The organism is Chitinophaga sp. (assembly GCF_039596135.1).
Classification (GTDB): Bacteria; Bacteroidota; Bacteroidia; order Chitinophagales; family Chitinophagaceae; genus Chitinophaga.
Genome location: NZ_JBCNKH010000003.1, coordinates 23,332 through 49,869 on the forward strand (window position 1 = coordinate 23,332; position 26,538 = coordinate 49,869).

Annotated in this window: 20 protein-coding genes; 9 read left to right on the plus strand and 11 right to left on the minus strand. The window is 46.3% G+C overall.

Going from position 1 to position 26,538, the window contains the following annotated elements; translation table 11 throughout:
• Nucleotides 1–40: 40 nt before the first annotated feature.
• Nucleotides 41–754, minus strand: coding sequence for a DUF4397 domain-containing protein (locus ABDW16_RS03480; RefSeq protein WP_343667728.1), 714 nt, complete (start codon nucleotides 752–754; stop codon nucleotides 41–43).
• Nucleotides 755–795: 41 nt separating this feature from the next.
• On the minus strand, nucleotides 796–2,016 hold the full coding sequence (locus tag ABDW16_RS03485; RefSeq protein WP_343667729.1) for a serine hydrolase: 1,221 nt from the start codon (nucleotides 2,014–2,016) through the stop codon (nucleotides 796–798).
• Nucleotides 2,017–2,236: 220 nt separating this feature from the next.
• Between ABDW16_RS03485 and secDF the strand changes: the two genes are divergently transcribed.
• The gene (gene secDF / locus ABDW16_RS03490; RefSeq protein ID WP_343667730.1) at nucleotides 2,237–5,428 is read left to right on the plus strand and encodes a protein translocase subunit SecDF; all 3,192 of its coding nucleotides are present in this window, start codon (nucleotides 2,237–2,239) and stop codon (nucleotides 5,426–5,428) included.
• A 289-nt stretch (nucleotides 5,429–5,717) separates the two neighbouring features.
• On the opposite strand, the gene ABDW16_RS03495 is transcribed toward secDF, so the two are convergent.
• The 6 genes from ABDW16_RS03495 to nusB form a co-directional block, all read right to left on the minus strand.
• A complete protein-coding gene (locus ABDW16_RS03495) occupies nucleotides 5,718–6,812 on the minus strand; it encodes a glycoside hydrolase family 5 protein (protein WP_343667731.1) in 1,095 nt (364 codons plus the stop codon).
• Between the two features lie 22 nt (nucleotides 6,813–6,834).
• Nucleotides 6,835–9,681: a DEAD/DEAH box helicase gene (locus ABDW16_RS03500; protein ID WP_343667732.1), complete on the minus strand. Its 2,847-nt coding sequence runs from the start codon at nucleotides 9,679–9,681 to the stop codon at nucleotides 6,835–6,837.
• A gap of 19 nt (nucleotides 9,682–9,700) precedes the next feature.
• Nucleotides 9,701–10,297, minus strand: coding sequence for a dephospho-CoA kinase (gene coaE, locus ABDW16_RS03505; protein ID WP_343667733.1), 597 nt, complete (start codon nucleotides 10,295–10,297; stop codon nucleotides 9,701–9,703).
• Nucleotides 10,298–10,371: 74 nt separating this feature from the next.
• A complete protein-coding gene (gene yajC, locus ABDW16_RS03510) occupies nucleotides 10,372–10,716 on the minus strand; it encodes a preprotein translocase subunit YajC (RefSeq protein WP_343667734.1) in 345 nt (114 codons plus the stop codon).
• Between the two features lie 44 nt (nucleotides 10,717–10,760).
• Nucleotides 10,761–11,195 carry a DUF1573 domain-containing protein gene (locus ABDW16_RS03515; RefSeq protein ID WP_343667735.1) on the minus strand — a complete coding sequence of 145 codons (435 nt, stop codon included), beginning with the start codon at nucleotides 11,193–11,195 and terminating at the stop codon, nucleotides 10,761–10,763.
• 14 nt (nucleotides 11,196–11,209) lie between these two features.
• Nucleotides 11,210–12,106, minus strand: coding sequence for a transcription antitermination factor NusB (nusB, locus tag ABDW16_RS03520; protein WP_343667736.1), 897 nt, complete (start codon nucleotides 12,104–12,106; stop codon nucleotides 11,210–11,212).
• A gap of 357 nt (nucleotides 12,107–12,463) precedes the next feature.
• On the opposite strand from nusB, the gene ABDW16_RS03525 reads away from it, so the two are divergent.
• From ABDW16_RS03525 to ABDW16_RS03545, 5 genes are all read left to right on the plus strand, one after another.
• Nucleotides 12,464–12,745 (plus strand): co-chaperone GroES, encoded by a 282-nt coding sequence (locus ABDW16_RS03525; RefSeq protein ID WP_072356767.1) that lies wholly within the window; start codon nucleotides 12,464–12,466, stop codon nucleotides 12,743–12,745.
• 56 nt (nucleotides 12,746–12,801) lie between these two features.
• Nucleotides 12,802–14,436 (plus strand): chaperonin GroEL, encoded by a 1,635-nt coding sequence (groL, locus tag ABDW16_RS03530; RefSeq protein WP_343667737.1) that lies wholly within the window; start codon nucleotides 12,802–12,804, stop codon nucleotides 14,434–14,436.
• Between the two features lie 141 nt (nucleotides 14,437–14,577).
• Nucleotides 14,578–15,138, plus strand: coding sequence for an RNA polymerase sigma-70 factor (locus tag ABDW16_RS03535; RefSeq protein WP_343667738.1), 561 nt, complete (start codon nucleotides 14,578–14,580; stop codon nucleotides 15,136–15,138).
• 2 nt (nucleotides 15,139–15,140) lie between these two features.
• A complete protein-coding gene (locus tag ABDW16_RS03540) occupies nucleotides 15,141–16,055 on the plus strand; it encodes a FecR domain-containing protein (protein WP_343667739.1) in 915 nt (304 codons plus the stop codon).
• Nucleotides 16,027–17,289, plus strand: coding sequence for a hypothetical protein (locus ABDW16_RS03545; RefSeq protein ID WP_343667740.1), 1,263 nt, complete (start codon nucleotides 16,027–16,029; stop codon nucleotides 17,287–17,289). Before ABDW16_RS03540 ends, ABDW16_RS03545 begins: the two co-directional genes overlap by 29 nt.
• 27 nt (nucleotides 17,290–17,316) lie before the next feature.
• On the opposite strand, the gene ABDW16_RS03550 is transcribed toward ABDW16_RS03545, so the two are convergent.
• Complete coding sequence (locus ABDW16_RS03550; RefSeq protein WP_343667741.1) at nucleotides 17,317–18,102, minus strand: 2OG-Fe(II) oxygenase; 786 nt, start codon at nucleotides 18,100–18,102, stop codon at nucleotides 17,317–17,319.
• Between the two features lie 154 nt (nucleotides 18,103–18,256).
• Here ABDW16_RS03550 and ABDW16_RS03555 point away from each other — a divergent pair, with 154 nt between their 5' ends.
• The 3 genes from ABDW16_RS03555 (at nucleotide 18,257) to ABDW16_RS03565 (ending at nucleotide 23,203) form a co-directional block, all read left to right on the plus strand.
• The gene (locus ABDW16_RS03555) at nucleotides 18,257–18,748 is read left to right on the plus strand and encodes an FKBP-type peptidyl-prolyl cis-trans isomerase (RefSeq protein WP_343667742.1); all 492 of its coding nucleotides are present in this window, start codon (nucleotides 18,257–18,259) and stop codon (nucleotides 18,746–18,748) included.
• A gap of 37 nt (nucleotides 18,749–18,785) precedes the next feature.
• Entirely contained in the window at nucleotides 18,786–20,216 is a 1,431-nt protein-coding gene (locus ABDW16_RS03560; RefSeq protein ID WP_343667743.1) for an L-serine ammonia-lyase, read from the plus strand.
• A 197-nt stretch (nucleotides 20,217–20,413) separates the two neighbouring features.
• On the plus strand, nucleotides 20,414–23,203 hold the full coding sequence (locus ABDW16_RS03565; RefSeq protein ID WP_343667744.1) for a hypothetical protein: 2,790 nt from the start codon (nucleotides 20,414–20,416) through the stop codon (nucleotides 23,201–23,203).
• 121 nt (nucleotides 23,204–23,324) lie between these two features.
• Here the strand turns inward: ABDW16_RS03565 and ABDW16_RS03570 are convergent, their stop codons facing one another.
• Together ABDW16_RS03570 and ABDW16_RS03575 are read right to left on the minus strand one after the other, a co-directional pair.
• Nucleotides 23,325–23,816 (minus strand): hypothetical protein, encoded by a 492-nt coding sequence (locus ABDW16_RS03570; protein WP_343667745.1) that lies wholly within the window; start codon nucleotides 23,814–23,816, stop codon nucleotides 23,325–23,327.
• 58 nt (nucleotides 23,817–23,874) lie between these two features.
• Nucleotides 23,875–26,526, minus strand: a complete 2,652-nt coding sequence (locus ABDW16_RS03575) for a valine--tRNA ligase (protein ID WP_343667746.1) — start codon at nucleotides 26,524–26,526, stop codon at nucleotides 23,875–23,877.
• Between the last annotated feature and the right edge of the window lie 12 nt (nucleotides 26,527–26,538).

Genomic DNA, 26,538 nt, shown 5'->3' on the forward strand with positions numbered 1-26,538 from the left:
CCATATCAAAATCAAACTGATACACTACCAGGCACCTCTATTAATAATAGTTCTTGATATACCCTACGTAAGGCGCCTGTGTACCACTGGTGGCACTGGCATCGCCTGTGAGGAAGATGGTGTATACACCCCCTTGAGTCAGCTGGGTAGAAGAAGTGTTATTAGTTGCTACAACCGTTTCAGTACCAGCTTTCTTAATGGTGATACTGGTCGCGTTGGACACGGTAGTCAGTGCCTTGAACACGGAAGCAGGTCTGGCCAGGGAGAAAGTTCTGTTGCTGTCCACTTTAGTGGTATTCAGGTATACGTCTACCGCACCGATATTAGGAGATAAGTTCCAGAAGCGGATATTCAGGTTAGCGTTGTTCGCACCTTCAAAATCGTCTTTGATCGGGTAGAATACAGGTGAAGTGGAATCACCGAATGCTACCAGGGTGTAATAGGTCAGTGAATCGTAGTTGGCAGCGGTAGTAGATACCACGGTGGTGCTGGTTGCATATCTTTTCAGGTCAAACAGGTGATAGCCACCGTACGCCTGGTAGTTGTAACCTGCAAATCCTGTGGAGATGCTGTCTTTTACTTTGGTAGAGTTGTCATAAAAGTCCAGTTTTGCGGTACTTGTGATACCATTGATCACTACGAAGGCAGCTACTGGCCTTGAAGGAGTTGTGTTTTCAGTTTTCAAACATGCGGTAAACCCTGTTACCATTGCAAGAAGGGCGGCTACTGCCCGGAAACGTTTACTTGTTGCCATTTCACTCACTTGTTTAATATAGAATTAGAACTTGGTTTTTTTTAAAAGATCTTATTGGAATAGTCAATTCTGAACCGGGACAGGTCGGGACGATATGCCCGCTGGCGCTGGCGTTCATAATTATAAATCAGCTCACCCAAAGCCTGCATGAAAGGTTCGCCTATCTGTTTGAACTGGTAATTTTCGTCAGACAAGATTCCGGTGTTGTCATTTACATAAACAGTTGCAGATAACATAAATTCAATTCCGTGGGCAAAGTCCGCTATATAGGCTACGTCTGTCAAGGTGCCATACGCCCATCCAGGTTTATTAAAGCTGCGTACATCACCACTGATATGGTTGTTTTTCCCTGCACCAAACAACAGAAACTTCACATAATTATGATGAAATGCTGCCGGATCGAAAGTTGGTTGCTCCGATTCTTCGGGCTGTGCTGACATGCAGTGGTATAAAAATCCATAGTCGTCATCATTTAAACGGAAACGTTGTGATTTTGTTACAGCGTCAGGAAAAATAATGCTTTTTAAAATACTATGCAGGTCTGACAGCCATATCCTGTTTTTCTCCGAAGCATCCATCGGGGCGTTGACCAGTTCATGTTGTTCATTATACCAGGCCTTTCCCATCTGGTCCTGCCGGGGAGAGAAGGTGAGGAGACTGTATTGAATGGGTTGCTGGTAGATAACTTTCCGGCCCCTGCGAAAGGTAATAGCGTTGGTATACCGGTTTTTTTCCGTGGAAATGCCGGTGACCCCCACCCGGTGCCTGACCTGTACCCCGGGGTACCCTTTGGCCCAGAGACTTTTATTAAAGGCTTCCTGGCCAATGAATTCATAAAGCCGGTTGAAGGCATCGTTGTCACTGACCAGCAGGATCTTCTTTATATAATTACTGATGGTGGGGAACCCGGAAGGGGAAGAGGCATCTGTAAGGGCGGCTGGGGTAGCGCCGGGCAGGCTTTTAGTAATCATGTGTGTATGGCGGTCCAGTCCCCGGATGGAAAGGTCATTCAGCTTTTCCAGGGCAAGGGCGGTGGCAGCCAGTTTTATAGTAGAGGCCGGGTAGAAATAGGCGTTTTTGTCCAGATTATAGGTAAAATCTGTGCATTGAGGGTGGTTTTGCGCATCCCGGTCGATCCGGGTGTAAATAATCTGCAGCCGGTACCTTTCCGGATCGGCAAATACAGGTCCAAGGCGGGTTGCCTGTGATTTTAACAGAGAATCTAAAAAAGAGTCTTGGAGAAGGTAATTGGAGGTTTGCATATTTTTATTAGTATTGCAGCCTGCAAAGCATAGTATCAACCAGATAGAAAAGCATTGGCTCATATCAGAGAAGACTAAATAGAGGGCAAAAAACTCCGGTTTAAGAGTTGAAAACCAATATTTTCCACCTTTTTCCTTTTCTGAGTTTCTCCGGCTTTAATATATCAATTTAAATTCTATCTTTGCAACTCTTAAAAATTTTTTATAAACCCGAAACAATATGCAACTTAAAGGACTGGTTAGATTTTTTGCCGGTGCATTGATCCTTATCTCTGTGTATTACTTGTCTTTCACGTTTCTGGTACGCAGCTACGAGAGCAAGGTAGACCTGCAAGCCAAAAACGACGTCTTAAAGACGAACAAAAGTGCTGTGGAAAAGTATCCAGACAGTAAAGAGCAACAGGCTTTTTATCAGGATACATTGACTGAGCTGATTAAAGTAAGAAGACAAAGAATCCTGGATAGCACCAGCAATCAACAGATCGCGGGTTTTCCCTGGTACATAACCTATACCAAAGCCAAGGAAAGAGAGCTGAACCTTGGGCTTGACCTCCAGGGAGGTATGAACGTAGTGCTCGATGTGAGCGTGGAAGATGTGATCCGTTCCCTGAGCGGTCATTCGACTGATGCAGCTTTCAACCAGGCGCTGAAGAATGCAGCGGAAGCAAAAAAGACCAGCCAGTCGGATTTTGTAACATTGTTCGGGCAGGAATATCAGAAGATCGCGCCTAACGGCCGTCTGGCAACTATTTTTGCCAACACTTATCAGAAAGACATCAATTTCAACACCTCCAACGCAGACGTACTGAAAGTAATCCGTAGCGAAGCAGGTGCTGCAATTAAAAATACTTACCTCGTACTGCAAAAACGTATTGACAAGTTCGGGGTAGCTTCTCCAAACATCAGCCTGGATGAAAGCAAAGGTATCATCTCCGTAGAACTGGCCGGGGTAGACAATCCTGACCGTGTAAGGAAATACCTGCAGGCCAGTGCAAACCTGGAGTTCCGCGAAACTTACAGAAACGATGCAGACTTCTTTAACAACGTACTGGCTAAAATGAACGAAGCATTGAAAGATGTTTCTACAGGTAAACCAGCTGCCGTTGACTCTGCTGCTGCGAAAGCCGATACTACTAAAGCTGCCAAAGCTGCTGCCGATACTACTAAAGAAGGTAGCCTGGCTTCCTTCATGAACGATTCTGCAAAGAATAAAGGTGGTAAAGTAGACTCTGCCAAGCTGATGGCTGACGCAGAGAAGGAATTCGTGAAGACCAACCCGCTGTTCGCTATTCTGCATCCGAATATTACACAGGAAGGTCCTATTCCAAGTGCTACTATCGGTAGAATCCTCCCTTCTGACACAGCTACCTTCAAAGCTTACCTGACGCTGCCAGCAGTGAAAGCCGTAATGCCTAAAGACCTGGTATTTGCCTTCGGTCCTGAAAATAAAACTGATCGTCACGGCCTGATCGAGGTATTCGGTCTGAAGATCAATCCTACCAACCCAGCTCCACGCGTAAGCGGTGAAAGAGTGGTGGATGCTAAACAGGATTTCGACCAGAATGGTAATCCGGAAATCAGCATGACGATGGACGTTGTGGGTGCGAGAGCATGGAAAAAGCTGACCGGCGAACTGGCTCCTAAAGGTGGTGCAGACGATGACCGTGGCAACCTGAACTTTGTAGCGGTGGTACTGGATAGCATCGTTTACACAGCTCCTTCTATTATTAATGAAATTCCTGGCGGTAACTCGCAGATCACTGGTAGCTTTACCATTGAAGAAGCGAAAGACCTTGCAAATATCCTGAAGTCAGGTAAAATGCCTGCTCCGGCTAAAATCGTTCAGGAGCAGATTGTCGGACCAACCCTGGGTGCTGAATCTATCGCAGCTGGTGCTAAATCCTTCATTATCTCCTTCATTGTGATCTTCGTGCTGATGCTGGTATATTATAATACTGCCGGTATCGTGGCAAACATCGCCCTGGTGTTGAACCTGCTGTTCACCTTCGGTATCCTCGCTTCGCTCGGTGCTACACTGACAATGCCTGGTATAGCCGGTCTGGTACTCACTGTAGGTATGGCCGTGGATACGAACGTAATCATCTTCGAACGTATCAAAGACGAACTGGTGCATGGCAGAACTTACCAACAGGCAGTGGAATTCGGTTACAAGCGGTCTTACGCTCCTGTACTGGATGGTCACATCACCTCCCTGCTCACAGCAATTATCCTGTTCTACTTCGGTTTAGGTCCGGTACTGGGCTTTGCTACCACTCAGATCATCGGTCTGTTACTGTCCCTGTTCTGTGGTATCATGATCTCCCGTATCGTAACAGACTACTATACCAACAAGAAACGTCACTTCGAGTATTTCACACCAATCTCAAAGAAGATTTTCAAGCATGCTGCTTTTGACTTCGTGGGTAAGAGAAAGTACGCTTATGTGATTTCTGGTATCATGATCCTGCTGGGTGCATCTTCCTTCTTCCATGGCTTCCGCCACGGTGTTGACTTTGACGGTGGTCGTAGCTTCACCATCCGCTTCGAACAGCCAATGAAGACCGAAGAAGTGCGTAGCGTGCTGGAAAAAGAATTTGGTACTGAACCGTTTGTGAAAACGATCGGTAATACTAACCAGCTGAACATTACTACCAACTATAAAATCAACGATCAGAGTCCTGAAGTTGACAAGGAAGTAACTGAGAAACTGTACAATGGTCTGAAGAAATTCTACGACGGCAATGTGACTTATGAAGTATTCTCTTCACCTCGTTACATCGTAGCTTCCCAGACAGTATCTCCAACCATTTCTGATGACCTGCGTGCAGGTGCGGTGAAGGCGACAATTCTGTCCCTGGTGGTGATCTTCCTGTACATCCTGCTGCGTTTCAACAAATGGCAATATTCTATTGGTACAATCTTCTCCCTGTTGCACGACGTGATGGTAACACTGGCAGTATTCTCTTATTGCCGCGAATTTGTTCCATTCTCACTGGAAGTTGACCAGCACTTCATTGCGGCGATCCTTACGGTAATTGGTTTCTCAATGAACGATACCGTGATCGTATTCGACCGTATCCGTGAGTACTTCCGCAACGGCCAGATGAAGGGCGAGTCAAGAAACAGCATTATCAACAAGGCGATCAACGATACCCTGAGCCGTACAGTAATGACGTCTCTGACAGTATTCCTGACCATCCTGATCCTCTTCATCTTTGGTGGTGAAGTAACCCGTGGTTTCGCATTTGCGATGCTGATTGGTGTGATCACTGGTACTTACTCTTCTATCTTCGTAGCTGCACCGGTTCTGGTGGACTTCGACAAAAAGAATGAGCTGGCTAACGAAAGCGAAGCCATTCCTGTAAAAGATGCAGATAAGAAAGGCTTAGCTGGCGCCGCTGTAAAGAAATAGTGTTCAATTAAATGTTTGATAAACAAGAGCCCTTCGGTGTAACCGAGGGGCTTTTTTATTACCTATTTGGGTATAGATAAAAGCGATGTTGACATGTCACATGCCCGGGGTATTTTGCATGCACTTTACCATGACAATTTATTATTTTACATATAAAATCACATCACCGTGTCTACTGAAAAAAAATCCTGGGTTAAATGGATCAAGCGGATCGGCATTGGCGGATTCCTGTTCTTCCTTATCAAAGGTTTAATATGGCTGGCGATTGCGTATTGGATTGTGAAATAGCTTAATCCTTTGTGAGCAGTTTGAGCAGCTTTTCATCTTCCGCACCATTATCCTCCACAATCCCAAAATCTCCTTTATACGTCCATACGGTCCATGAGATCGCATTCTTATCCAGCGCCTTTTTCATATCCCTGTACCAGCGCATCCGGTCCTTTCTGGGCACAAGATTCGTACAGCCCCATTCCCCACAAATAAGCGGTACCTTAAATTTCTTTGCCACCTTCGCCGCCGTTGCTACCTGGTCTGCTATAATATCTTCATTATAGTCCTGTGTACTACCGGCCAGCAGGTTCCTGATTGTGGCTGGTTGCTGGTTCAGCTCTTTGGCGGTAATAGTTGCGCCGGGATAGTGAACCGGTCCGCTGTAATCCTGCTGTCTGCTGCCGTTATAACGGTAATGGGTAAAGTAAACAGGCTCGTAATAGTGGAAATTAAGGATAAGGCGATTATCTCCTTCAGGCAATTTCAGCTGTGAAAGCGTGCTGTAGCTGCCGCTCTGGTTACTACTTATTACTATTACCCTTTTAGGATCTACTTCCCGGATTGACTTAATTGCTTTTGCCAGCAGCTCATTCCATTCTGCTGCACTATCTGCAGTCGGGTTATTCAGCAACTCATATGCGACCAGGTTCGTCGGATATTTTTTCAGTTCCAGCGCCAGTTCTTTCCAGATCTGGATGAAACGGTCCTGCTCATCATCGCTGCTCCACAACCGGTGTCCTTTCAGCGTATGCAGGTCTATGATCACACGTAGCTTGTTTGTTTTACACCAACCAATGGCAGCGTGTATATACTTAAAAGCATCTGCGTATTTCTCGTTCTTATAATTCCACAGTTCACCTTCATCTACAGGTATGCGCAGGTGATCAAAACCTTTCTGAGCCAGTAAGGTTACATCCTGCTCACCAAAAAAATCTACCTGTGCAGTACCATTCCGACCATTAGATTCCGACAGCCAGTAACCAATATTTACCCCTTTCTGAATATTAAATCCTTCAGGGAATTTAGGAGGCGCCGGTTGTTGGGCATGGATCGTGAGTGAAGTGGCCAGGAAGGCCACCATAAGCATGATAATTGACCTGGAGTTATTTAACATGGCACAAATTTCGAAAATTTTGTTAACTGAACAAAAACGCGACATCATCTTCTGTCAGCTTCTTTACAAAGCCGGTATCTTCACTGATCAGGTCATCTGCAATCATCTTCTTTCGTTGCTGCAGTGCAAGGATCTTTTCTTCCACACTGTCTTTACAGATCATCTTGTAGGCAAACACCTTATTCTGCTGACCAATACGGTGTGTACGGTCTATGGCCTGCTGTTCAGCAGCCGGGTTCCACCAGGGGTCTACCAGGTACACATAATCTGCCGCTGTCAGGGTCAACCCTACACCACCTGCCTTGAGACTGATCAGGAATACCCGCATTTCTTCCTCTTCCTGGAACTGGTTCACCAGCTGCTGGCGGTTTTCGGCTTTCGTGCTGCCATCCAGGTATAGGAATTTCAATCCTTCCTGTTCCATCGCTTTCGCTATGAGCTGCAGCATGCCGGTAAACTGTGAGAAGACGAGTACCTTGTGTGCACCGGTGTTTTCACTGATTTCGCGCATCAGCTCATCCAGTTTTACAGAATGGGTAATATGCGATTCGGATTCCACCAGCTGGGGGGCATTGCATACCTGCCGCAGCCGGGTCAGACCTTCCAGTACATAAATCGTGCTAGCTGCGATTCCCTGCTCCTGGATCCGGTTAAAGACCTTCTCCTTGTACAGATCGCGGACCCGGTTGTAGGCCTGTCGCTGTTCATCGCCCATTTCGCACCACATAATGATCTCCGTTTTGTCCGGCAGGTCCTGGGCTATCTGTTCCTTTGTACGCCTTAAGAGGAATGGATAGATCAGGCGGCGCAACTGACCAGCTTTTTCTGCATCTGAATATTTGTCAATAGGCATGGCAAATTCAGACCGGAAGAATGCCTGGTTACCTAATAACCCGGGGTTGGCAAAGTTCATTTGCGCATACAGGTCCATGGTATTGTTCTGGATAGGGGTACCACTCAGAATCAGGCGATTGCGTGATTGCAATACCTGCAGGGCTTTTGTAGTCTGCGACGCAGGGTTCTTGATCACCTGGCTTTCATCCAGCACGATATAGCCAAACACATGACTGGCAAAGATCTCCTGGTCACTGCGCACAGTACCGTAGCTGGTAATCACTAAATCATATCCGGCAGGGTCATATTGCCGGTTCCCTCCGTGATAGACGGTGTATTTTAAGTCAGGCGCGAATTTCTTCAGTTCACTTTCCCAGTTATAAATAAGGGAAGTGGGGCATACGACCAGGTGGGTTTCACCGGGGTAGGTATTTGTGAGGTGTTGTAAAAAAGTGATGGTCTGCAGGGTTTTACCCAAGCCCATATCATCTGCCAGGCAGCCACCCCAGCGCATGGCATCGAGTAGGCACATCCACTCAAAACCTGCCTGCTGGTAGTTACGCAATTGTGCCTGAATAGCTGCGGGCACAGGAAAATGCTTACCAGGCTGAGCCTGCAAGCGTTGTAATTTTTGCAGGGTATCTTCTGACTGATTGCTTTGCACCATCTCCTGCGCAATGGTAAAGTGCAGGCGCGAAAGTTTCAGTTTATCTTTTTGTACCTGTCCTAATTTCCAGAGCAGGTCATATTTATGCAACCATTCATCGGGGATTACGCCGATGGTGCCGTCTTTCAGTAACAGGTGCGGTTGCTTGTGCAGCAAGGCTTTCTGGAGGTCTACCAGGGCCACGGGAATGTCGCCGTAATGGATTTTTATTTCCAGATCAAAGGAATCTTTATCATCCCCGCTCCATTGTATATCCATCACCGGTACATGGGTATTATACCTGAAATGTTGCAGCTGGTCCATACCGTATACACCAATGTTCCGATCGGTGAGTTTACGATAGCATTTTACAAACCACTGGTTCTTTTCTGCATCGGCAAAGGGTAGGTAGAAGTAGCCATTGCGCTGTTGTGCAAAGCGTGCATGTAAAGAACGGATGAATGCAATGATTTCCTGTTCTTCTTCCGGGTGTCTTTTGATCTCGAATTGGGTATCGCCTTCTGTGCGCAGCACTACCTTATCCGGGGTATCTTCGATGGTGAATTGTCCGTACTGCCATTGCGGCGTGAGTACGAGAAAAGATTTATTCAGTTCACTGAGCCAGATGTTGCAGGAAGGGGTCACATCGATCACTTCCTTATCCAGCAGGATGCTTTTATTGACAGGGAATAGTTCGCTCAGGGGTTCTACCACCTGTTGCAGGAAAGCGCCTTCTTCGCCGGGTATGGCGTCGATGTAGCCGCCGGAGAATTTTGCCAGGGCGTTGGCACTGGCAGGTGGTAATATAAAGAGTTCACCACGGCTGCGCAGTAAGAAGCCATAGTGCTCAAAGCCGGAAAGTGGAAAAGCCTGGTTGTTGATATTGACGAATGCCACCATGCGGATCACGCCGTCGTCACCCTGTACCAGCTCGAAAGAGAGGGTAGGAGTATAGTTATTGACGGTAGCGGGCCGGGTATGTTTCATCAGCATGCTGTCGTCGGTAATCATGGTATACCAGGGTAGTACCGGTGTGAGGGAACGCAGTTGCTGTAAGGTATGATAGAGATATTGCTGCATGCCTTCCTGCACGTACTGTTGTAAGGTCTGTGATCTTACGGGGGCCTCTCTGAATTTTTCTTTCAGTTGCAGTTCCTTGTACAGCATGGCTTCCTGTGTGCAGGGAGCCAGCAGGTGTTGAACGCCGGCAGGCAAGGTATTGAATATGGACAATGATTTTTTATCATGCAGGGGCATTCGCTGACAGGTACGGCCACCGGCATCTTCTTTCAATAAACCGGCGCTGATCTTAATTGGTTCCGGGTGATTACTTTGCAGCTCCAGTAGCAGTACGGGTGTAGCTTTGGATGAATTGACGGTTTTCCCCATGCAGATATTTTAAGGTTATTTATTGGGCGCCTGCCAGTTCCAGCAATTTAGCATGGAGGGCAAGTACCTGAGGTATGACCATCTGTTGTTCATCATTGTGAATGACATCGTCACACAACTTCATTTTGATGGGTTCTTCGATCTGTTTGTATATACGGGCCAGCACATCCTCGCGGGAGATGTTGTCGCGCTTCATGACCCTGAGAATACGCAGGGGCTGAGGGGCGGTTACGCCAATGATTCTATCCAGGTAGGCGAAAGAACCGGATTCGAACAGGAGGGCAGCTTCCTTAATGATATAGGGAGCCTGCTGCCTGTCGGCCCATTCTTCGCTATGGCGGATGGTGGCGGGGTGTACGAGGGAGTTGAGCAGTTCCAGTTTGTCTTTGTCGTTAAAGACGATTTTGCCCAGGGCAGCGCGCTGCAGCTGACCGTTTTCGTCGTACATATCTTCGCCGAAGTGCTGTTTGATACTGGCTTTGAGAAGTGCGTCAGTATGCATGATTTCTTTGGCGGCATCGTCTGCATAGTACACGGGGATACCTAGCAGGGAGAAGATCCTGCATACTGTACTCTTGCCGGAGCCGATGCCCCCTGTAATACCTATTTTTAACATATGTCCAAAGATCAAAAAAAATCCCAAACTCCGGTAAAGGAATTTGGGATCTGTCACCTTTGCGGGGTGTAGAATTATTTAGCAGCTGTTTCAGCAGCTTTCTGCTGAGCAGTGGTATATTCCATGGAGATAGCAGAACGTTCGATAGTGAGGTAGGTACCTGCGCTAACTTCGATCTTTACGGTATTGTTATCATTGAATTTATTGATCTTACCGTGGATACCGGCAATGGTAACGATTTTATCACCCTCTCTCAGGTTAGAGATAAAATCTTTCTGTGCTTTAGCTTTTTTTGTCTGGGGGCGGATCATGAATAACCACATCACCAGGATCATACCACCAAAGAACAGCAATTGCACCATACCTCCGTTACCGCCCTGGGCTCCACCCGGAGCTCCCATCAGTAAAATGTTAAGCATGTTTGTGTACATCGTAAATGTTTGTATTTGTTGTTGTTAGTTTATTATTGTTTTACCACGGTACAAATGATCGTTGGTCCCTGCACCAGCCCTGGGGTGGTATTGGCATGGAGAATGATCTGCTTTGTCGTGAAGCCGGATTTGCCGGCGCTGTTGAACGCTACTTTGAGATAGCTGCTTTTGCCTGCCGGGATAGGTTCTTTTGGCCAATCCGGGATGGTACAGCCACAGCTGGAAGACGCGTCTGTAATGACCAGGGGCGCATCGCCAGTGTTTGTAAATTTGAAGGAGTACTCTACTTTTTCGCCTTCTACCACGTTGCCGAAGCTATGTTCCATTTCTTCGAAAGAGATAGTTGGTGTGCCTTTTTTTATTTCGGTAACGGGTGTACCGGTACCTTTTTCAGTGCTTTTTTTGTTTCCGCCGCAGGCTCCTAAGAGGAGGGTACTGCAGGCAAGCAGGTAGAATACCTTCTTCATAGTCTCAAAATTAGCTATTTTTTGTTACGGTCTACTTTCTTTATCTGGTTAGCCGCATCCAGGTCTTTCAGGATATTGTCCAGTATGCCGTTTACAAACTGTCCGCTTTGTGGCGTGCTGTAGGCTTTGGCCAGGTCAATATATTCGTTGATAGTGACCTTGGTAGGGATAGTCGGGAAGAAGAGGAATTCGCACACGCCCATTTCCATCAGCAGCATATCGACAGCGGCAATACGTTCAGGATCCCAGTTCTGCAGTTTTGGCTTGATGAGTTCCATGCTGTAGTCCTTCTTGTCCAGTACGGTGAGCAGGAGTTCCCTGGCATACTCCAGTTTTTCCCTGCTGATGAGCTGAAGGAAGTTGAACAGGTGTGGTTTGTGCATGTAATTGGCAATGAGCAGGGACATCATCTCTGCGTCGTCGCCCCAGTGGAGGAAGGTATCTTCCATGTGCTGGAGGAAAAGCTCGTTTTTCGAAAGAATTTCCTTATAGATATACTCGATAATTTCTTTTTCAGTTTTCTTATTGCGGGAAGGCTCCTGGATATATGCCTGATAGCTCTCGGAGGCTACCAGAATATTATAGAGTTTGCGCAGCATATCCTGCTCCGGCACGTGCTTAAGCTTCCAGGTTTCCAGGTTTACCTGGAATCCTTTGTCATTAATGATCTGGAAAATGAATTCGTTGCCTGCAATTTTGGTGTTCACGGTCAGGTCTTCGGCTGAGGGAAGGTGCTTGGATGCACGTTGTTGTGCGTCTATTTCCGCATATTGCGCTACCTGGGTAAGGCAATAAAGTAAATAGGTAAAGATCTGACTGGTCTGGTCCAGCTTCTCGTTCAGTAAGCTGGTAGCCGTACCTGGTTTAATAGTACCTGGCTCCATCGTTTCCAGGGCATAAAGGGTTTGCATGACCTTTACCCGGATATTTCTTCTGCTAATCATCTTATAATCAAGAACTGTATGAGGGCGCAAAGCTAGGGAAAAAAAGGGGTAATCGAACAGGGGGCGAGACTTTTTACGTAACAGTCTGATAGGGGAGAATAAAAACGGGTGTAACTTCAGGCAGGCTAACAGGCTTTTAATCTGCTAGTTACTCACATTTTAGAATGTTTTGTCAGTTTTTGCTGAAAAATTGGCATTTTTGTCAGGCGTCCACGGGCGAAGAAAACAGGGGTTCCTGAAAAAATGACCCGAACGGGGCCTTGGCACAATTATCGAGGGCCAAGGGACAGAAAATCATCTTATCTTTTTAAAAAGTATAATTATATGGCAAAAGATTTAAGTATTAAACCCTTAGCTGACAGGGTGATTGTGAAACCCGCAGCAGCAGAAGAAAAGACCGCTGGTGGTATCATCATCCCGGATACTGCGAAAGAGAAACCACAAAGAGGTACTGTAGTAGCAGCAGGTCCCGGTAAAAAAGATGAGCCGGTTACTGTGAAAGTTGGTGATACTGTACTGTATGGTAAATATTCCGGTACAGAGATCAGTATTGAAGGTGGTGATTACTTAATCATGCGTGAGTCTGACATTTTAGCAATTGTTTAAATCAATTGGTGCACACACAAAACAATCCGTAAAATTTTAAAAAATTACAAGCTATTATGGCAAAGCAAATATTCTTTAACATCGAGGCCCGCAATAAAATGAAGAAGGGCGTTGATATCCTGGCAGATGCTGTTAAGGTAACCCTGGGCCCAAAAGGTCGTAACGTTGTTATTGAGAAAAAGTTTGGTGCACCTGGTCTGACTAAAGACGGTGTTAGCGTGGCTAAAGAAATTGAACTGGAAGACCCAATTGAGAACATGGGTGCCCAGATGGTAAAGGAAGTTGCTTCCAAAACCGCAGATATCGCTGGTGATGGTACCACTACTGCTACCGTTCTGGCTCAGTCTATCATCTCTGAAGGTCTGAAAAACGTAGCTGCCGGTGCAAATCCAATGGATCTGAAACGTGGTATCGACAAGGCTGTAAAGGCTATCGTTGAAAACCTGGCAGGTCAGTCTGAAAAAGTTGGTAACGACATTCAGAAAATCGAGCAGGTTGCTGCTATCTCTGCTAACAACGACGCTACCATTGGTAAGCTGATCGCTGAAGCTATGAGCAAAGTAACCAAAGACGGTGTAATCACTGTAGAAGAAGCAAAAGGTACTGACACTACTGTAGAAGTAGTAGAAGGTATGCAGTTCGACCGTGGTTATCTGTCTCCATACTTCATCACCAATAGCGAGAAAATGCACGCTGAACTGCAGAACCCTTACATCCTGATCTACGACAAAAAGATCAGCACCCTGAAGGACATCCTGCACATCCTGGAAAAAATCGTTCAGAACGGCCAGCAACTGCTGATCATCTCTGAAGACCTGGAAGGTGAAGCACTGGCTACCCTGGTTGTAAACAAACTGCGTGGTCAGCTGAAAGTAGCTGCTGTTAAAGCTCCTGGTTTCGGTGACAGAAGAAAAGAAATGCTGCAGGATATCGCTACCCTGACTGGTGGTATCGTAATCAGCGAAGAACAAGGTTACAAACTGGAAAATGCTGACCTGAGCTACCTCGGCCGTGCAGAATCCGTAACTATCGATAAAGACAATACTACCGTTGTAGGTGGTAGAGGCGAAAAAGAAGCTATCCAGGCCCGCATCAATCAGATCAAAGCTCAGATCGAAGTAACTACTTCTGACTACGATCGTGAAAAACTGCAGGAACGTCTGGCTAAGCTGAGCGGTGGTGTTGCCGTACTGTACGTAGGTGCTGCTACCGAAGTTGAAATGAAAGAAAAGAAAGACCGCGTTGACGATGCCCTGCACGCTACCCGCGCTGCTGTTGAAGAAGGTATCGTTCCTGGTGGTGGTGTTGCTTACATCCGCTCTATCGAATCCCTGGATAAACTGAAAGGTGATAACGAAGACGAGCAGACAGGTATCGCAATCGTGAAACGTGCGATTGAAGAACCTCTGCGCCAGATCACTGCAAATGCAGGTATCGAAGGTTCTATCGTAGTTCAGAAAGTGAAAGAAGGTAAAGGTGACTTTGGCTTCAACGCCCGTACTGAAGTGTACGAAAACCTGCTGGCTGCCGGTGTAATCGACCCAGCTAAGGTAACCCGTATCGCACTGGAAAATGCGTCTTCTATCGCTGGTATGCTGCTGACCACTGAATGTGTGATCGCAGATAAACCAGAACCTAAGTCCGCAGCTCCTGCAATGCCAGGTGGCCACGGTATGGGTATGGATTACTAATATTGGTAATATCTTACTAAAGAAGCCGTCTCATTTCATTATGAGGCGGCTTTCTTATTTTTTATTCCTTCTCATAAGGGTATACCTGGACCACAGTTGTCTACCTTTGGGCATAGCTACCCAATTTCGCAATTGAACTGAGTGAAAGACGTCATAACCAATACTGGTGTATTAGAAGGCTACTTCAACGAATATTTTGAAGTACTGCATCGATATGCCTATACCATACTGAAAGACAACGATGAAGCTAAAGATGTAGTACAGATCATCTTTATGCAACTATGGGAAAAAAGAGATTCAATATCCATTAACCAGTCGGTAAGGGCCTATCTGTACACTGCTACACATAATCACTGTCTGAACAGGATCAAAAGCCGGCAGACACGGCAGCGGTATTACGACCACTTCGCCACCCGCGAAGAATGGACCACTACTGCCAGCGAAGACCAGTTAAACTTCCGGGAATTGAAAAAGGAAGTTTTGCAGGCCATGGAAACACTGCCGGAAAAATGCCGGGAAATATTCTATAAGAGCAGATTTGAAGAAAAGACGTACCCGGAAATTGCCAAAGAACTGGGGATCTCCCTTAAAACAGTGGAAGGACAAATGGGCAAAGCCCTGCGCATACTACGCACACTATTGCTGACAGGACCGAACCTGGTGATATACTTATTGACCGAAATTTATAAACTCTTTCATTAACTATGGCACAAGGAGGATTAAACTTTTCCATTACAGACGAGCTGCTGTCAAAATATTTTGCCGGGGAAGCCCTCCCGGAAGAAGCCATGGCCATTGATGGATGGAGAGCCAGCCATGCTGACAATGAAGGGCTCTTCAATGCCAGCTGGAAAGCCTGGAATGCTACCAGCCGCCATCCCTATCACTTACCGGATAAGGAGGCTGTATGGAAAGTGGTTGCCCCCAAATCGACAAAGAAAGTACGCTATATACCCTGGCTGGCTGCCGCCTCCCTGCTCACGGTGATTACCGTATTGGCAGCCTGGCTGTTATTCTCACAAAAAACTGCTTATCGTACGGGTATAGCTGGTATACAATCCCTGCCGGATGGCTCCGTTGCTAAAATCGCTCAGGGTAGCGAAATCAGCTACGCTGAAAATTTCAAAGGAAATACCCGCACTATTAAACTGAAAGGAAGTGGCGATTTCGATGTGACATTCGACCCGGCAAAGCCCTTTGTTGTAGAGACAGGTCCTGTTACCATTACAGTACTTGGTACCAGTTTCCATGTGGCAGAAAATGATAGTCTCATTACCGTGCAGGTAACTTCCGGCAAAGTAAGTATGGAGGAAAAGGGGAAAAATATTGTGATATCTGCAGGGCAAATGGGCTACTTTCACAAACAAAGCGGCAGACTATTTTTGGAGACGTATCACTTTGCTTTCGACAACGAGCAATTAGGGACTATCATCACCCGGTTGTCTATCGCATTCCGGAAAAAGATCATCATCAAAGATGCTGCTCTGGCACAACTCCGCATTTCCAGCATATTTGATAATAAGTCGTTGGAGTATATTCTGGAAGTTATAACCTCAACACTTAATTTAAAATATACTTATCTGAACGCTGATGAAATATCTATCGAAGCAGAAGAATAACTTTCTGCTATACTGTATTGTAATGATCCTGTCCAATCTACCATTGTATGCCCAGTTAACTCAACGTGTTATCACCATTACCCGGCCATTGGTAGATATACCGGAACTGGCAAAGACCATTGCAGCCCAGACGGGGGTGGAATATTCACTGAATATGCAGAATACATCGCTGAAAAAGAGTGTACATCTGAAACCCGGAAAATGGAAACTGGAGGATGTGATGCGGGAGGTGCAGCTGCAGGTGGGGCTGGATTATAAAATATTGGGAGACCATATTTTATTTACGGACTACAAGCCAGCGAAGAAACAGGATATGGTACCAGCTAAACCCGGGAAAGTATTGCCGGCAGGCGCAAAAAGTGAGCTGGCAGCTGCTAAAAGTGTGCCTGCAGCCACTAAAAAGGTGTCGGCGCCGCCTAAAAGCACGCTGGCACAAGTTAAAAGTACACAGGCACCGCCTAAAAGAACACCCGCAGCTGCTAAAAGTGCATCAGCAGGCGCAAAAAGTGAGCCGATAGCCACTAAAAGTACGCCGGCACCGGACCAGATTGTACCGGCACCTGCTTACCCGGCGTATGTTTTAAGTCCGCTTCGTTCTGATTACTATATCACATCACCGGCACCCTACGTAGCGCCACGGCATATGACAATTAATGAGCGAAAAGTAAGTAACACAAAAGAAGCGCCCCCCGAAAAAGAAAGACGACATATTGCGCTGCCACAGGGGTGGGCTTCACCGCTGGCCGAAGCAGGTATTACTGCAAATGACATCGTATATCTCAGTGCCAGTGTAAAAGCCGGCATACAGTATTTTTATGGCATTGCAACGCTGGGCTTTTCATTCCGCGGCATGCGGTTCAGGTATGGTGCTGGTATACGTGTTCCGCTGAATGAATATACAGCATTGCATGCCGAGTTTACCACCGGTGCACTATCCAGGAAATCTATAGATACAGTTCCGCAGGTAGGCCTGCTGCATGAACGAATGAACTCCTACGGTTTGTCGTGGTCCAGAACAATCCGCCCACGTTTGAACCTGCAGGTGGAAGTGAATTATTCAACACTTAAAAAATCAAATGATTCTACAGTGAATAAGGTGAATATGGAAACGCATTATTTTGGATATGGCACACCTGTCTATAACGCAGGGATTGGCTCCAATGGAAAATATAGTGAATTATATACGTGGGTAGGCGCCCGGGTATCCATATTTTACAATTTAAGAAGAAAATAACCTGTAGTACTGCTACAGGTTACTTTCTTACCGGGTGAAAGTTCTCAGTAAAACCGGTGGTACCCAGTCTCTTAATGTTTGCTTCAAATTGCTTTTGACATCTTCTTTTCTCAATTTGAAGATGGTACTATGGCTTGCTGTTACTTCTTCGGCAGGTCTGCCATTGGTATAATAATATAATGCAATTGATTTGCGGGTACGGTTTTCAGGACACATTAACGGATCTGGATGTCCATGGTAGGAATGCGAAGTTGTTGAAAAGATGGCCATCCTGTTATAAACAGGCAGGATCTTTACCATTGACTTTTCCATATCCTTATCCCACAGCTCCAGGTGCCCACCATAAGATTCTTCCCATTCCTTATTTAAATATATCAGCACATTCAATCTTCTGTCAAGCCCGGTTACAGGGTGCTTATTAAAGTCTGCATGCACTTTTAACATACCACCGCGTTTAATCATATGGAGGCCGCCTCCTTCCAGGTACGGGTCTGGTAATAACCCGCTGATGCCTGTGAGGGTTTCCAGAAAATCAATGAAAGGTCTTGAATTGAGTATATGAATGAAATGACGGGTAAAGTCTCCGAAGTCCTGTTCATTTTTCGCCGCGAGTTTTACCTCTTTGTTATTATTAAATTGCTGCCAGTGAGCCTGTTTGGTGGTGGGAAACTCTTCCAGGATTGTCTCCAATGCCGGTTCTGGAAATACATCATCAAGGTAAATATGAGGAAATGGTGCTGCTTTGTTGTACTTTTCACGATTTTGTTTGGCAATAGCTTGCAATTGGTGAGTGTCAGGCTTAAAGATGTACATAGAAAAGTGTTTTATATTCTTCAGACATTTGCCCGATATTTATACCCTTACGTCGTCTCTGACTTTGCGGTCAGTGGTTATTTTTCGTCGCTAATGGTTCTCCTTTTACCGACAGGCTTTGTAACTTTACATGAGCATATGCCGTTATATATACATGAAGATATTTTTACAATCTATCCTTTTTTTACTGTGCCTGTCTGCCTGTTCTGTATCAGACGATGACGGCAACCCGTCGAACTCCTCCGATCCATCGAGCATAGGTTCGCAGGAATATAGCATCCAATCGTACATCTCCAAACATGGCCTGACCATGAAAAGAGATAGCAGTGGCATGTACTACAAAATCGTGGAAACTGGCGACTCTACTCAAATAATGACCCTCAGTTCCATACCTACCCTCATTTACACCCGCAGCAACCTGCAGGATACCCTGCTGGATGCCAGTTTCGGCTCCACCGACTTTGACGGCCGCCAACTCAAAGACCACATTGCCGGCTGGCAGATAGGCCTCCGCAAAATTGGCAAAGGTGGTACCATCTTCATGATCATTCCCAGCCGCCTCGGATTTGGTGACGTAGCCGTAGGCAGCATTATTCCTGCTAATACCGTACTGGTGTGCACCGTACAACTGGTAGATTTTAAATGATAGCAGGAATGCATTAATTTTGGTGAAATTACACCTAGTGGCACACGAATGCATATCCGTTTTTGACATTTTCAAAATAGGCGTCGGTCCTTCCAGCTCTCACACATTAGGCCCCTGGCGGGCAGCGCTACAATTCCTGGCCGAACTGAAAAAAGCAGGCCGTACACTTTCCGAAATACAGCATGTCAGCGTTTTATTATATGGTTCTCTGGCCAAAACCGGTCATGGACATGGTACTGATATTGCCGTACAGCTGGGGCTATGCGGAGATGATCCCGTCACCTTCGATGTCAGCAGGATCAATGAAAAAATGGATGACATCCGCCGCAGCAAAACCCTGCTGCTGGGGGGAGAAAAATTAGTCGCATTCGATCCATTGGAAGATATCAGTTTCCTCTACGAAGAATCGCTCCCTTTTCATCCTAACGCCCTTACTTTTTTAGTCACCTTTGAAGATGGCGGCCAGCAGGCAGCTACTTATTATTCAATAGGTGGCGGCTTTGTCGTGAAAGAAGGAGAGGTAGCGGGTGCCGCTTCGCAGGTAGACCTGCCTTTCCCTATTGATACCGCCCGTCAGTTGCTGCAATTTTGCATTAAAACAGGGTATTCCATTTCTGAATTAGTAATGGAAAATGAACTTGCCTGGAGATCAGAAGCAGCTACCCGCGAAGGAGTGCTGAACATATGGCGGGTTATGAAGGAATGTACCTACCGCGGCAGTCATACTGCCGGCGAACTCCCCGGTGGCTTGCATGTAGCCCGCAGAGCTGCAGCACTCAATAAGAAATTACTGAAAGGAAGTACCTATACTGATTACGATTCCTGGATCATGGCCATTCGCCAGGGTGGCAATCACTTTGCTTATACGCTGGATTGGGTGAGCTGTTTTGCGCTTGCGGTGAACGAAGAAAATGCTTCCTTTGGCCGTGTGGTGACAGCGCCTACCAATGGTGCTGCGGGCGTGATTCCAGCTGTGTTACAATACTTCATCACCTTTTGTGATGGCTATAATGAAAACAAAATTATTCAATTCATACTCACTGCATCTGAAATAGGCAGCATCTTCAAAAAACGGTCTACTATCTCAGCAGCTATGGGTGGTTGCCAGGCGGAAATAGGTGTCTCTTCTGCAATGGCAGCAGCAGCACTGACTGAATGCCTCGGTGGTTCTCAGCGACAGGTATTAATGGCTGCGGAGATAGCGATGGAACACCATCTGGGACTTACCTGCGATCCGATTGGCGGTTTGGTACAGGTGCCCTGTATAGAACGGAATACCATGGGGGCTATAAAGGCTATTACAGCTTCGCAGCTGGCTTTGCAGAGTAACCCTGAGCTGGCCAAGGTATCGCTGGATGCTGTTGTGAAGACGATGTGGGATACGGCAATGGATATGAATAGTAAGTATAAGGAAACATCGGATGGTGGACTGGCAGTGAATATTCCGATTAGTTTGCCGGAGTGCTGATAGCCTGAGAAGTTGGCCTGCGGCAGCAAGGAAATGATCTTATTATTTTTTACAGTAGGGATTGGTTTTGCCTTTAGGCATAGCTAATCCTTTTTTGTGAATTGTTTGATTTGCCTGTGCCAAACCTTATCTCACCGAAAGCTAATATGGTGTACCGCAATAATTGTGTATATTGTCAGGCTATACCAACAACTGTTATGAGATTATTCACGTATCTCTTCCTGTTACTTTTTCCCACCAGCCTGTATGCCCAGGTGTTTGGGGGAAACCCACCATCTTTAAAATGGCACCAGATCAATACGGATACTGTCCGTGTAATCTTCCCCGCGGGTCTTGAAAAAGAAGGCCGCCGGGTAGCCAATATTGTCAACTACCTGGATGCCAACACCCGTGGCTCTATTGGTAACAGAAAGATGAAGGTGAACATTGTATTGCAGAACCAAACCCTGGAATCCAATGGCTATGTGGCACTGGGGCCTTTCCGCTCAGAGTTTTACCTGACACCTCCTCCCAATCCGGACCTTGGTTCCCTGAGATGGGAAGAGCAGCTGTCTATCCATGAATACCGTCACGTATTACAGAACAGCAACTTCGATCAGGGAGCAAGTAAAGTAGTCTCTTATATATTCGGACAAATGGGCTTAGCGGCAGCTACCAGCATCGCGGTGCCCAACTGGTTCTGGGAAGGGGATGCAGTTACAATGGAAACAGCGCTCAGCAACCAGGGGCGGGGCAGACTGCCTTCGTTCTTTGATGGTTTCCGTGCACTTTCACTTGAAAAGAGAAACTACTCCTTCATGAAGATGCGTAATGGTTCTTATATAGACTATACACCGAATCATTATCCGCTGGGTTACCTCATGAGTATGTATGGCCGCGAACACTATGGCCGTATGTTCTGGAAAGACATTACCACAGATGCTGTGCGGTACAGGGGATTGTTTTATCCCTTGAGCCGTAGCCTGAAAAAACATACCGGGCAGGGCGTGGTAGGCTTCTATCACAACATGCTGAATGAATACGAGTCACAATGGAATACCTATGCCCGGGACTCCGCAGTTCCGGGAGCCCCCCTGATGAGAGCACCTGGTACTGTGACAAACTATAAATACATCTACACCATACAACCCGGTCAGTGGATCGTTTATAAATCTTCTTACAAAAAGGTACCCGGGTTTTACCTGGTAGACAGCACTGGCAATCAGTCTTTGCTGACAAGACCGGGCATACAGTTCGACGATTATTTCGGGTATAAAAATGGCCGCTTAGTTTGGACAGAAGCCCGCTACGATCCACGCTGGGGATGGAAAGACTACTCCGTCATCAAACTGTATGACCGGGCAACAGGCAGGAAAAAAACACTGACAAAAGGTACCCGTTATTTCTCTCCTGATATCAGTGCGGATGGTAAAAAGATCATTGCAGCTTATACCTTGTCTTCACAGGCATTCGGTTTACAATTGCTGGATGCGGCAGACGGTAAAGTAATCGCCACCTTGCCCAACCCACAAAACTGGTATTACACTTATCCAAAATTCTCTGCGGATGAACAAAGTGTAATCAGTGCAGTACGTAATGGAAAAGGAGAGATGGCCATGGTCAGACAATCTATCAGCAGCGGTGAAACAGAATTGCTGACACCATTCAGCTTTAACATGCTGAGCATTCCGAATGTACAGCATGATACCGTCTACTACACGGCCAGTTATAAAGATGTAGATAATATTTACGCCCTCACCCTCGCCGACAAACAGATTCACCAGGTCACCAATCATGACAACGGTGTACTGCATGCAACGGTCGAAGACAGGGGCGTTGTATATAGTGGATTTACTTCCAGGGGGTACCAGTTATATACTGACAGCATCAACTGGAAACCGGTAGATGCTGGTGTAAACTATCATAGCAGCTGGCTCAGGCCTGATTTCCAGGAAGGCGGCAACATTTTGTCTACCGTGCCTGACAAGGATTACACGATTACAAAATACAGGAAGAGCACAAAGCTGATCAACCTGCATAGCTGGTTGCCTACCTTCGATGATCCTGATTATAGCCTGACTATTTATGGTGACAATATTCTGAATACGGCATCGACTACCCTGGGGTATACTTACAACAGAAATGAAGGTAGTTCCGGATTGACTGGCAACTTCATTTACGGTGCGCTGTTCCCGTATCTGCAGGCAGGGGCTACATATACATTTAACCGCTCCGATTTGTATGCCAACAGGGGAAGATTGTATTGGAATGAAATGGATGTACATGGTGGCATTACAATACCACTGAACCTGTCAAAGGGAATGTATAGCCGCAGCATTTCCTTCTCCTCCATGTATCACTACCTGGAACGGTATCCGCAGGGGAATTTCAAATTCCTGCATCCTTCATTACAGTATCTCGGCAATTCATTTGTGTTCTACAATGCAAGAATAAAAGCGACACAGAACCTGTTTACACATTTTGGTCAGTATTTATTGCTCACCTATAATCATTCGCTGGACAACCTGTTTGCAGAGCAGTTCTATGGCAGATTTGATCTGTATTTACCGGGGCTGAGTCAGAATCATAACCTGATCTTACAGGCAGCTTTCCAGCAGCGGGATACTATGAGGAATTACACCTTCACGGACAATTTCGCTTATGCAAGAGGATATAATACACCGTACTATAAATGGGTGTATAAGCTGGGGGTGAACTATCATTTCCCGATTGCTTATCCTGACTGGGGCTTTGGGCAGTTGCTTTATATTATGCGGGTGCGGGCGAACCTGTTTTATGATTATAGCAGGTCTTACAACTTCCGTAATAATTTGCATAGTCAGTTTACATCGGCAGGTACAGAGGTATTTTTTGATACGAAGATTGGGAATGTGTTGCCTTTCTCTTTTGGGTTCAGGTATAGCAGGTTGTTTGACAAGGATCCATCGGATAATGCGAAGGACCGGTTTACGTTTATTATACCGATACAGCAGTTATTTAATTACTGATTCTATACTGATTGTATACTCGTTCTATACTGATTGTATACTCATTCTATACTGCTAAAAGGGTGCTAGTATACTGCTTGTATACTTAAAAGGCCTGCGATTGATTTCGCAGGCCTTTCTCTTATCTTACAATAAATTGAAGCTTCGGTGCTCTGTACAATTTATCTCCTGTATAATTCACAATAATATTATCAAAGTAAAATACCTCTCCTTTATCCAGCATTTCCTTAATCCTGCTCACCCAGAGTGCAGGCAGTTTATCACCTTTAAAACTGTCTCCCACATACTCTGTATAGATACCCGGTTTGCCGGTTGTATCATTCAGGAAATACTCTTTATTCTCATAAGTAAAATCAAACGATACCACGGGGTATTTCACATTCTTCTCGTCTCTTACTACAAGTGCAGAATCCAGTAATTTCACGATTTCCGGACGGGGAATACTATCACTCAGGAAAATTCCCCAGGTACTTCTGAAGCGTAATTTGGTAGTGGTAGTTTTGGCTGCCGCCGGTTTTTTAGCAGGCGTAACCTTTGGTTTTCCTGACTGAGCATACAGTGAGAAAGCAGACATGACAACGAAGATGCCGGATAGTATAAGGTGTTTGCGCATAATACTGAAGGGTATAAAAAAATCGCCCGGAGAGTTAACGTCCGGGCGATGTCTAAAATTATAAGGATTTTAAACTTTCCGTAATGGCAGCAATCTTAGCTTCGGCATCGGCTTTCTTTTTGCGTTCAAGTTCAACAGCTTCCGGTTTAGCATTCTGTACAAATTTTTCATTGCCAAGCTTCTTCTCTACAGAGAGGAGGAAGCCTTTCTGGTATTCCAGATCCTTAAGTAATTCTTCCTTCTGCACAGTGGTGTCAAGTTCCTGTTCCGTTTCCAGGTAGAACTTATCTTTCTGTACTACCAAAGCGATACAACCACTCACAGGAGAATTTACATAAGCGATAGATTTTGCATTTACCTGTTTGATCAGCATTTCTTCAATCTGTTGGAAAGCTGGGATCTGTGCAGTATCGATATGCAATGCAATCGGATCTTTGGGTTTGATCTGGTTCTTCACACGTGCATCGCGGATGCTGGTGATTACTTCTTTAGCCAGTTCGCCCTGTGCTAGAATATTGGCATTCACCGCACCAGGAGCTGCATATTGTTTTATTACCAGGTCATCACCAGCTTCGCGGGTAGCGAGGAGCTGATAGATTTCTTCAGTAACAAAAGGTAAGAACGGATGTGCCAGTTGCATCAGTTCTTCGAAGAAGTAAACCGTCTTTTTGTAAATAGCTGCATCGATTGGCTGTTCGAAACCTGGTTTCACCCATTCCAGGTACCAGTTACAGAAATCATCCCAGATCAGGCCGTTGCAGATCAGGTTCAGGGCCTCACTCAGTTTGAAGTCTTTGAAAAGCTCGGCCACCTGAGATTTTACTTCATTAAGCCTGCTTTCAAACCATTTCACGGCAAAGTGAGCTTCTTCACTTGAGCTGGCGCCATCTGCAACACGTCCTTCCCACATTTTCACCAGTCTCAGTGCGTTCCAGATCTTGTTATTAAAGTTACGTCCCTGTTCACAGCTTGAATCGTCAAACAGCAGGTCATTACCGGCAGGAGAGGCGATCATGATACCGAAACGAACGGCATCTGCCCCAAAGCGGTCAATCAGTTCCAGCAGGTCAGGGGAGTTCCCCAGCTGCTTACTCATCTTACGACCCAGTTTATCACGTACCATACCGGTGAAGTATACATCACCGAAAGGCTTTTCGTTCTTATATTCCATACCCGCCATGATCATACGTGCCACCCAGAAGAAGATAATATCCTGACCGGTTACCAGTACGTTGGTAGGGTAGTAGTAGTTGATCTCTTCGTTGTCAGGGTTGGAAACGCCGTTGAACACTTCCATTGGCCAGAGCCAGCTGGAGAACCAGGTATCCAGGCAGTCCACATCCTGGCGCAGGTCTTCCGCTTTTACTTCAATGCCTTTTGCCTTGAACTGTGCGATGGCGTTGTCAGAGCTGGTAGCTACTTCAAAAGTACCATCCGGCGCATAGTAAGCAGGAATGCGCTGTCCCCACCAGAGCTGACGGGAAATACACCAGTCCTTTACATTTTCCATCCAGTATTTGTAAGTAGCCAGGAAGCGATCGCCGGGGTGGATTTTTACATCGCCGTTTACCACTGCATCCAGGGCTGGCTTTGCCAGTTCCGGCATTTTCACGAACCACTGGGTGCTGATGCGGGGTTCCACTACAGTGTCTGGGTTACGTTCACTGTAACCGAGGCGGGTCGTGTATTCCTGTTCTTTTACCAGCAGTCCCTGTTCTGCGAGGGCAGCAACCACCAGTTTACGGGCCTTGAAGCGGTCTTCGCCAATGAATACCCCGGCAGCAGTGCTGAGGGTACCGTCGTCATTGAGTGTGTCTACAACTTCGAGGTTGTGTTTCAGACCCAGGTTGTAGTCATTGATATCGTGAGCAGGTGTTACTTTCAGCGCACCGGTACCAAATTCTTTATCAACGTAAGTATCGAAGATGATAGGTACACGGCGGTTTACCAAGGGAACAATCGCGAAGTGGCCTACCAGGTGTTTGTAGCGTTCATCGTCAGGGTTTACGCAGATAGCGGTATCCCCCATGATGGTTTCAGGACGCTGGGTAGCGATGGTGATAGATTCGCCGGTGAGGTTACCATCGCCATCTTCCAGTGCATATTGTACATGGTACAGTTTACCCTGCAGGTCTTTGTACAGTACTTCTTCGTCACTGAGTGCGGTTTTAGCTTTGGGGTCCCAGTTGATCATACGGGCGCCCCTGTATATTTTACCTTTGTTATAGAGGTCTACGAATACTTTGATCACCGCAGCATAGTAGTGGTCATCCATGGTGAAGGTGACACGGTCCCAGTCGCAGGAGCAGCCGAGTTTTTTGATCTGGCTGTAAATGATGCCGCCATATTTTTCCTTCCACTCGAAGGCGTATTTCAGGAATTCGTCGCGGGTAAGTTGTGATTTTTCAATGCCCTTTTCAGTTTTGAGCATGTTTACCACTTTGGCTTCTGTGGCAATGGAAGCATGGTCGGAACCTGGCACCCAGCAGGCATTATAGCCGCTCATACGGGCACGGCGCACCAGGATGTCCTGTACTGTTTCATTCAGGGTATGGCCCATATGCAGGACGCCGGTGACGTTTGGCGGAGGTATTACAACGGTAAAAGGAGGGCGGTTGTCCGGTTTACTACGGAAATACCCTTTGTCCATCCAGTGTTGGTACCACTTGCCTTCAACAGCAGCAGGCGTATAATTTTTAGAAAGTTCCATGCTATCGATATA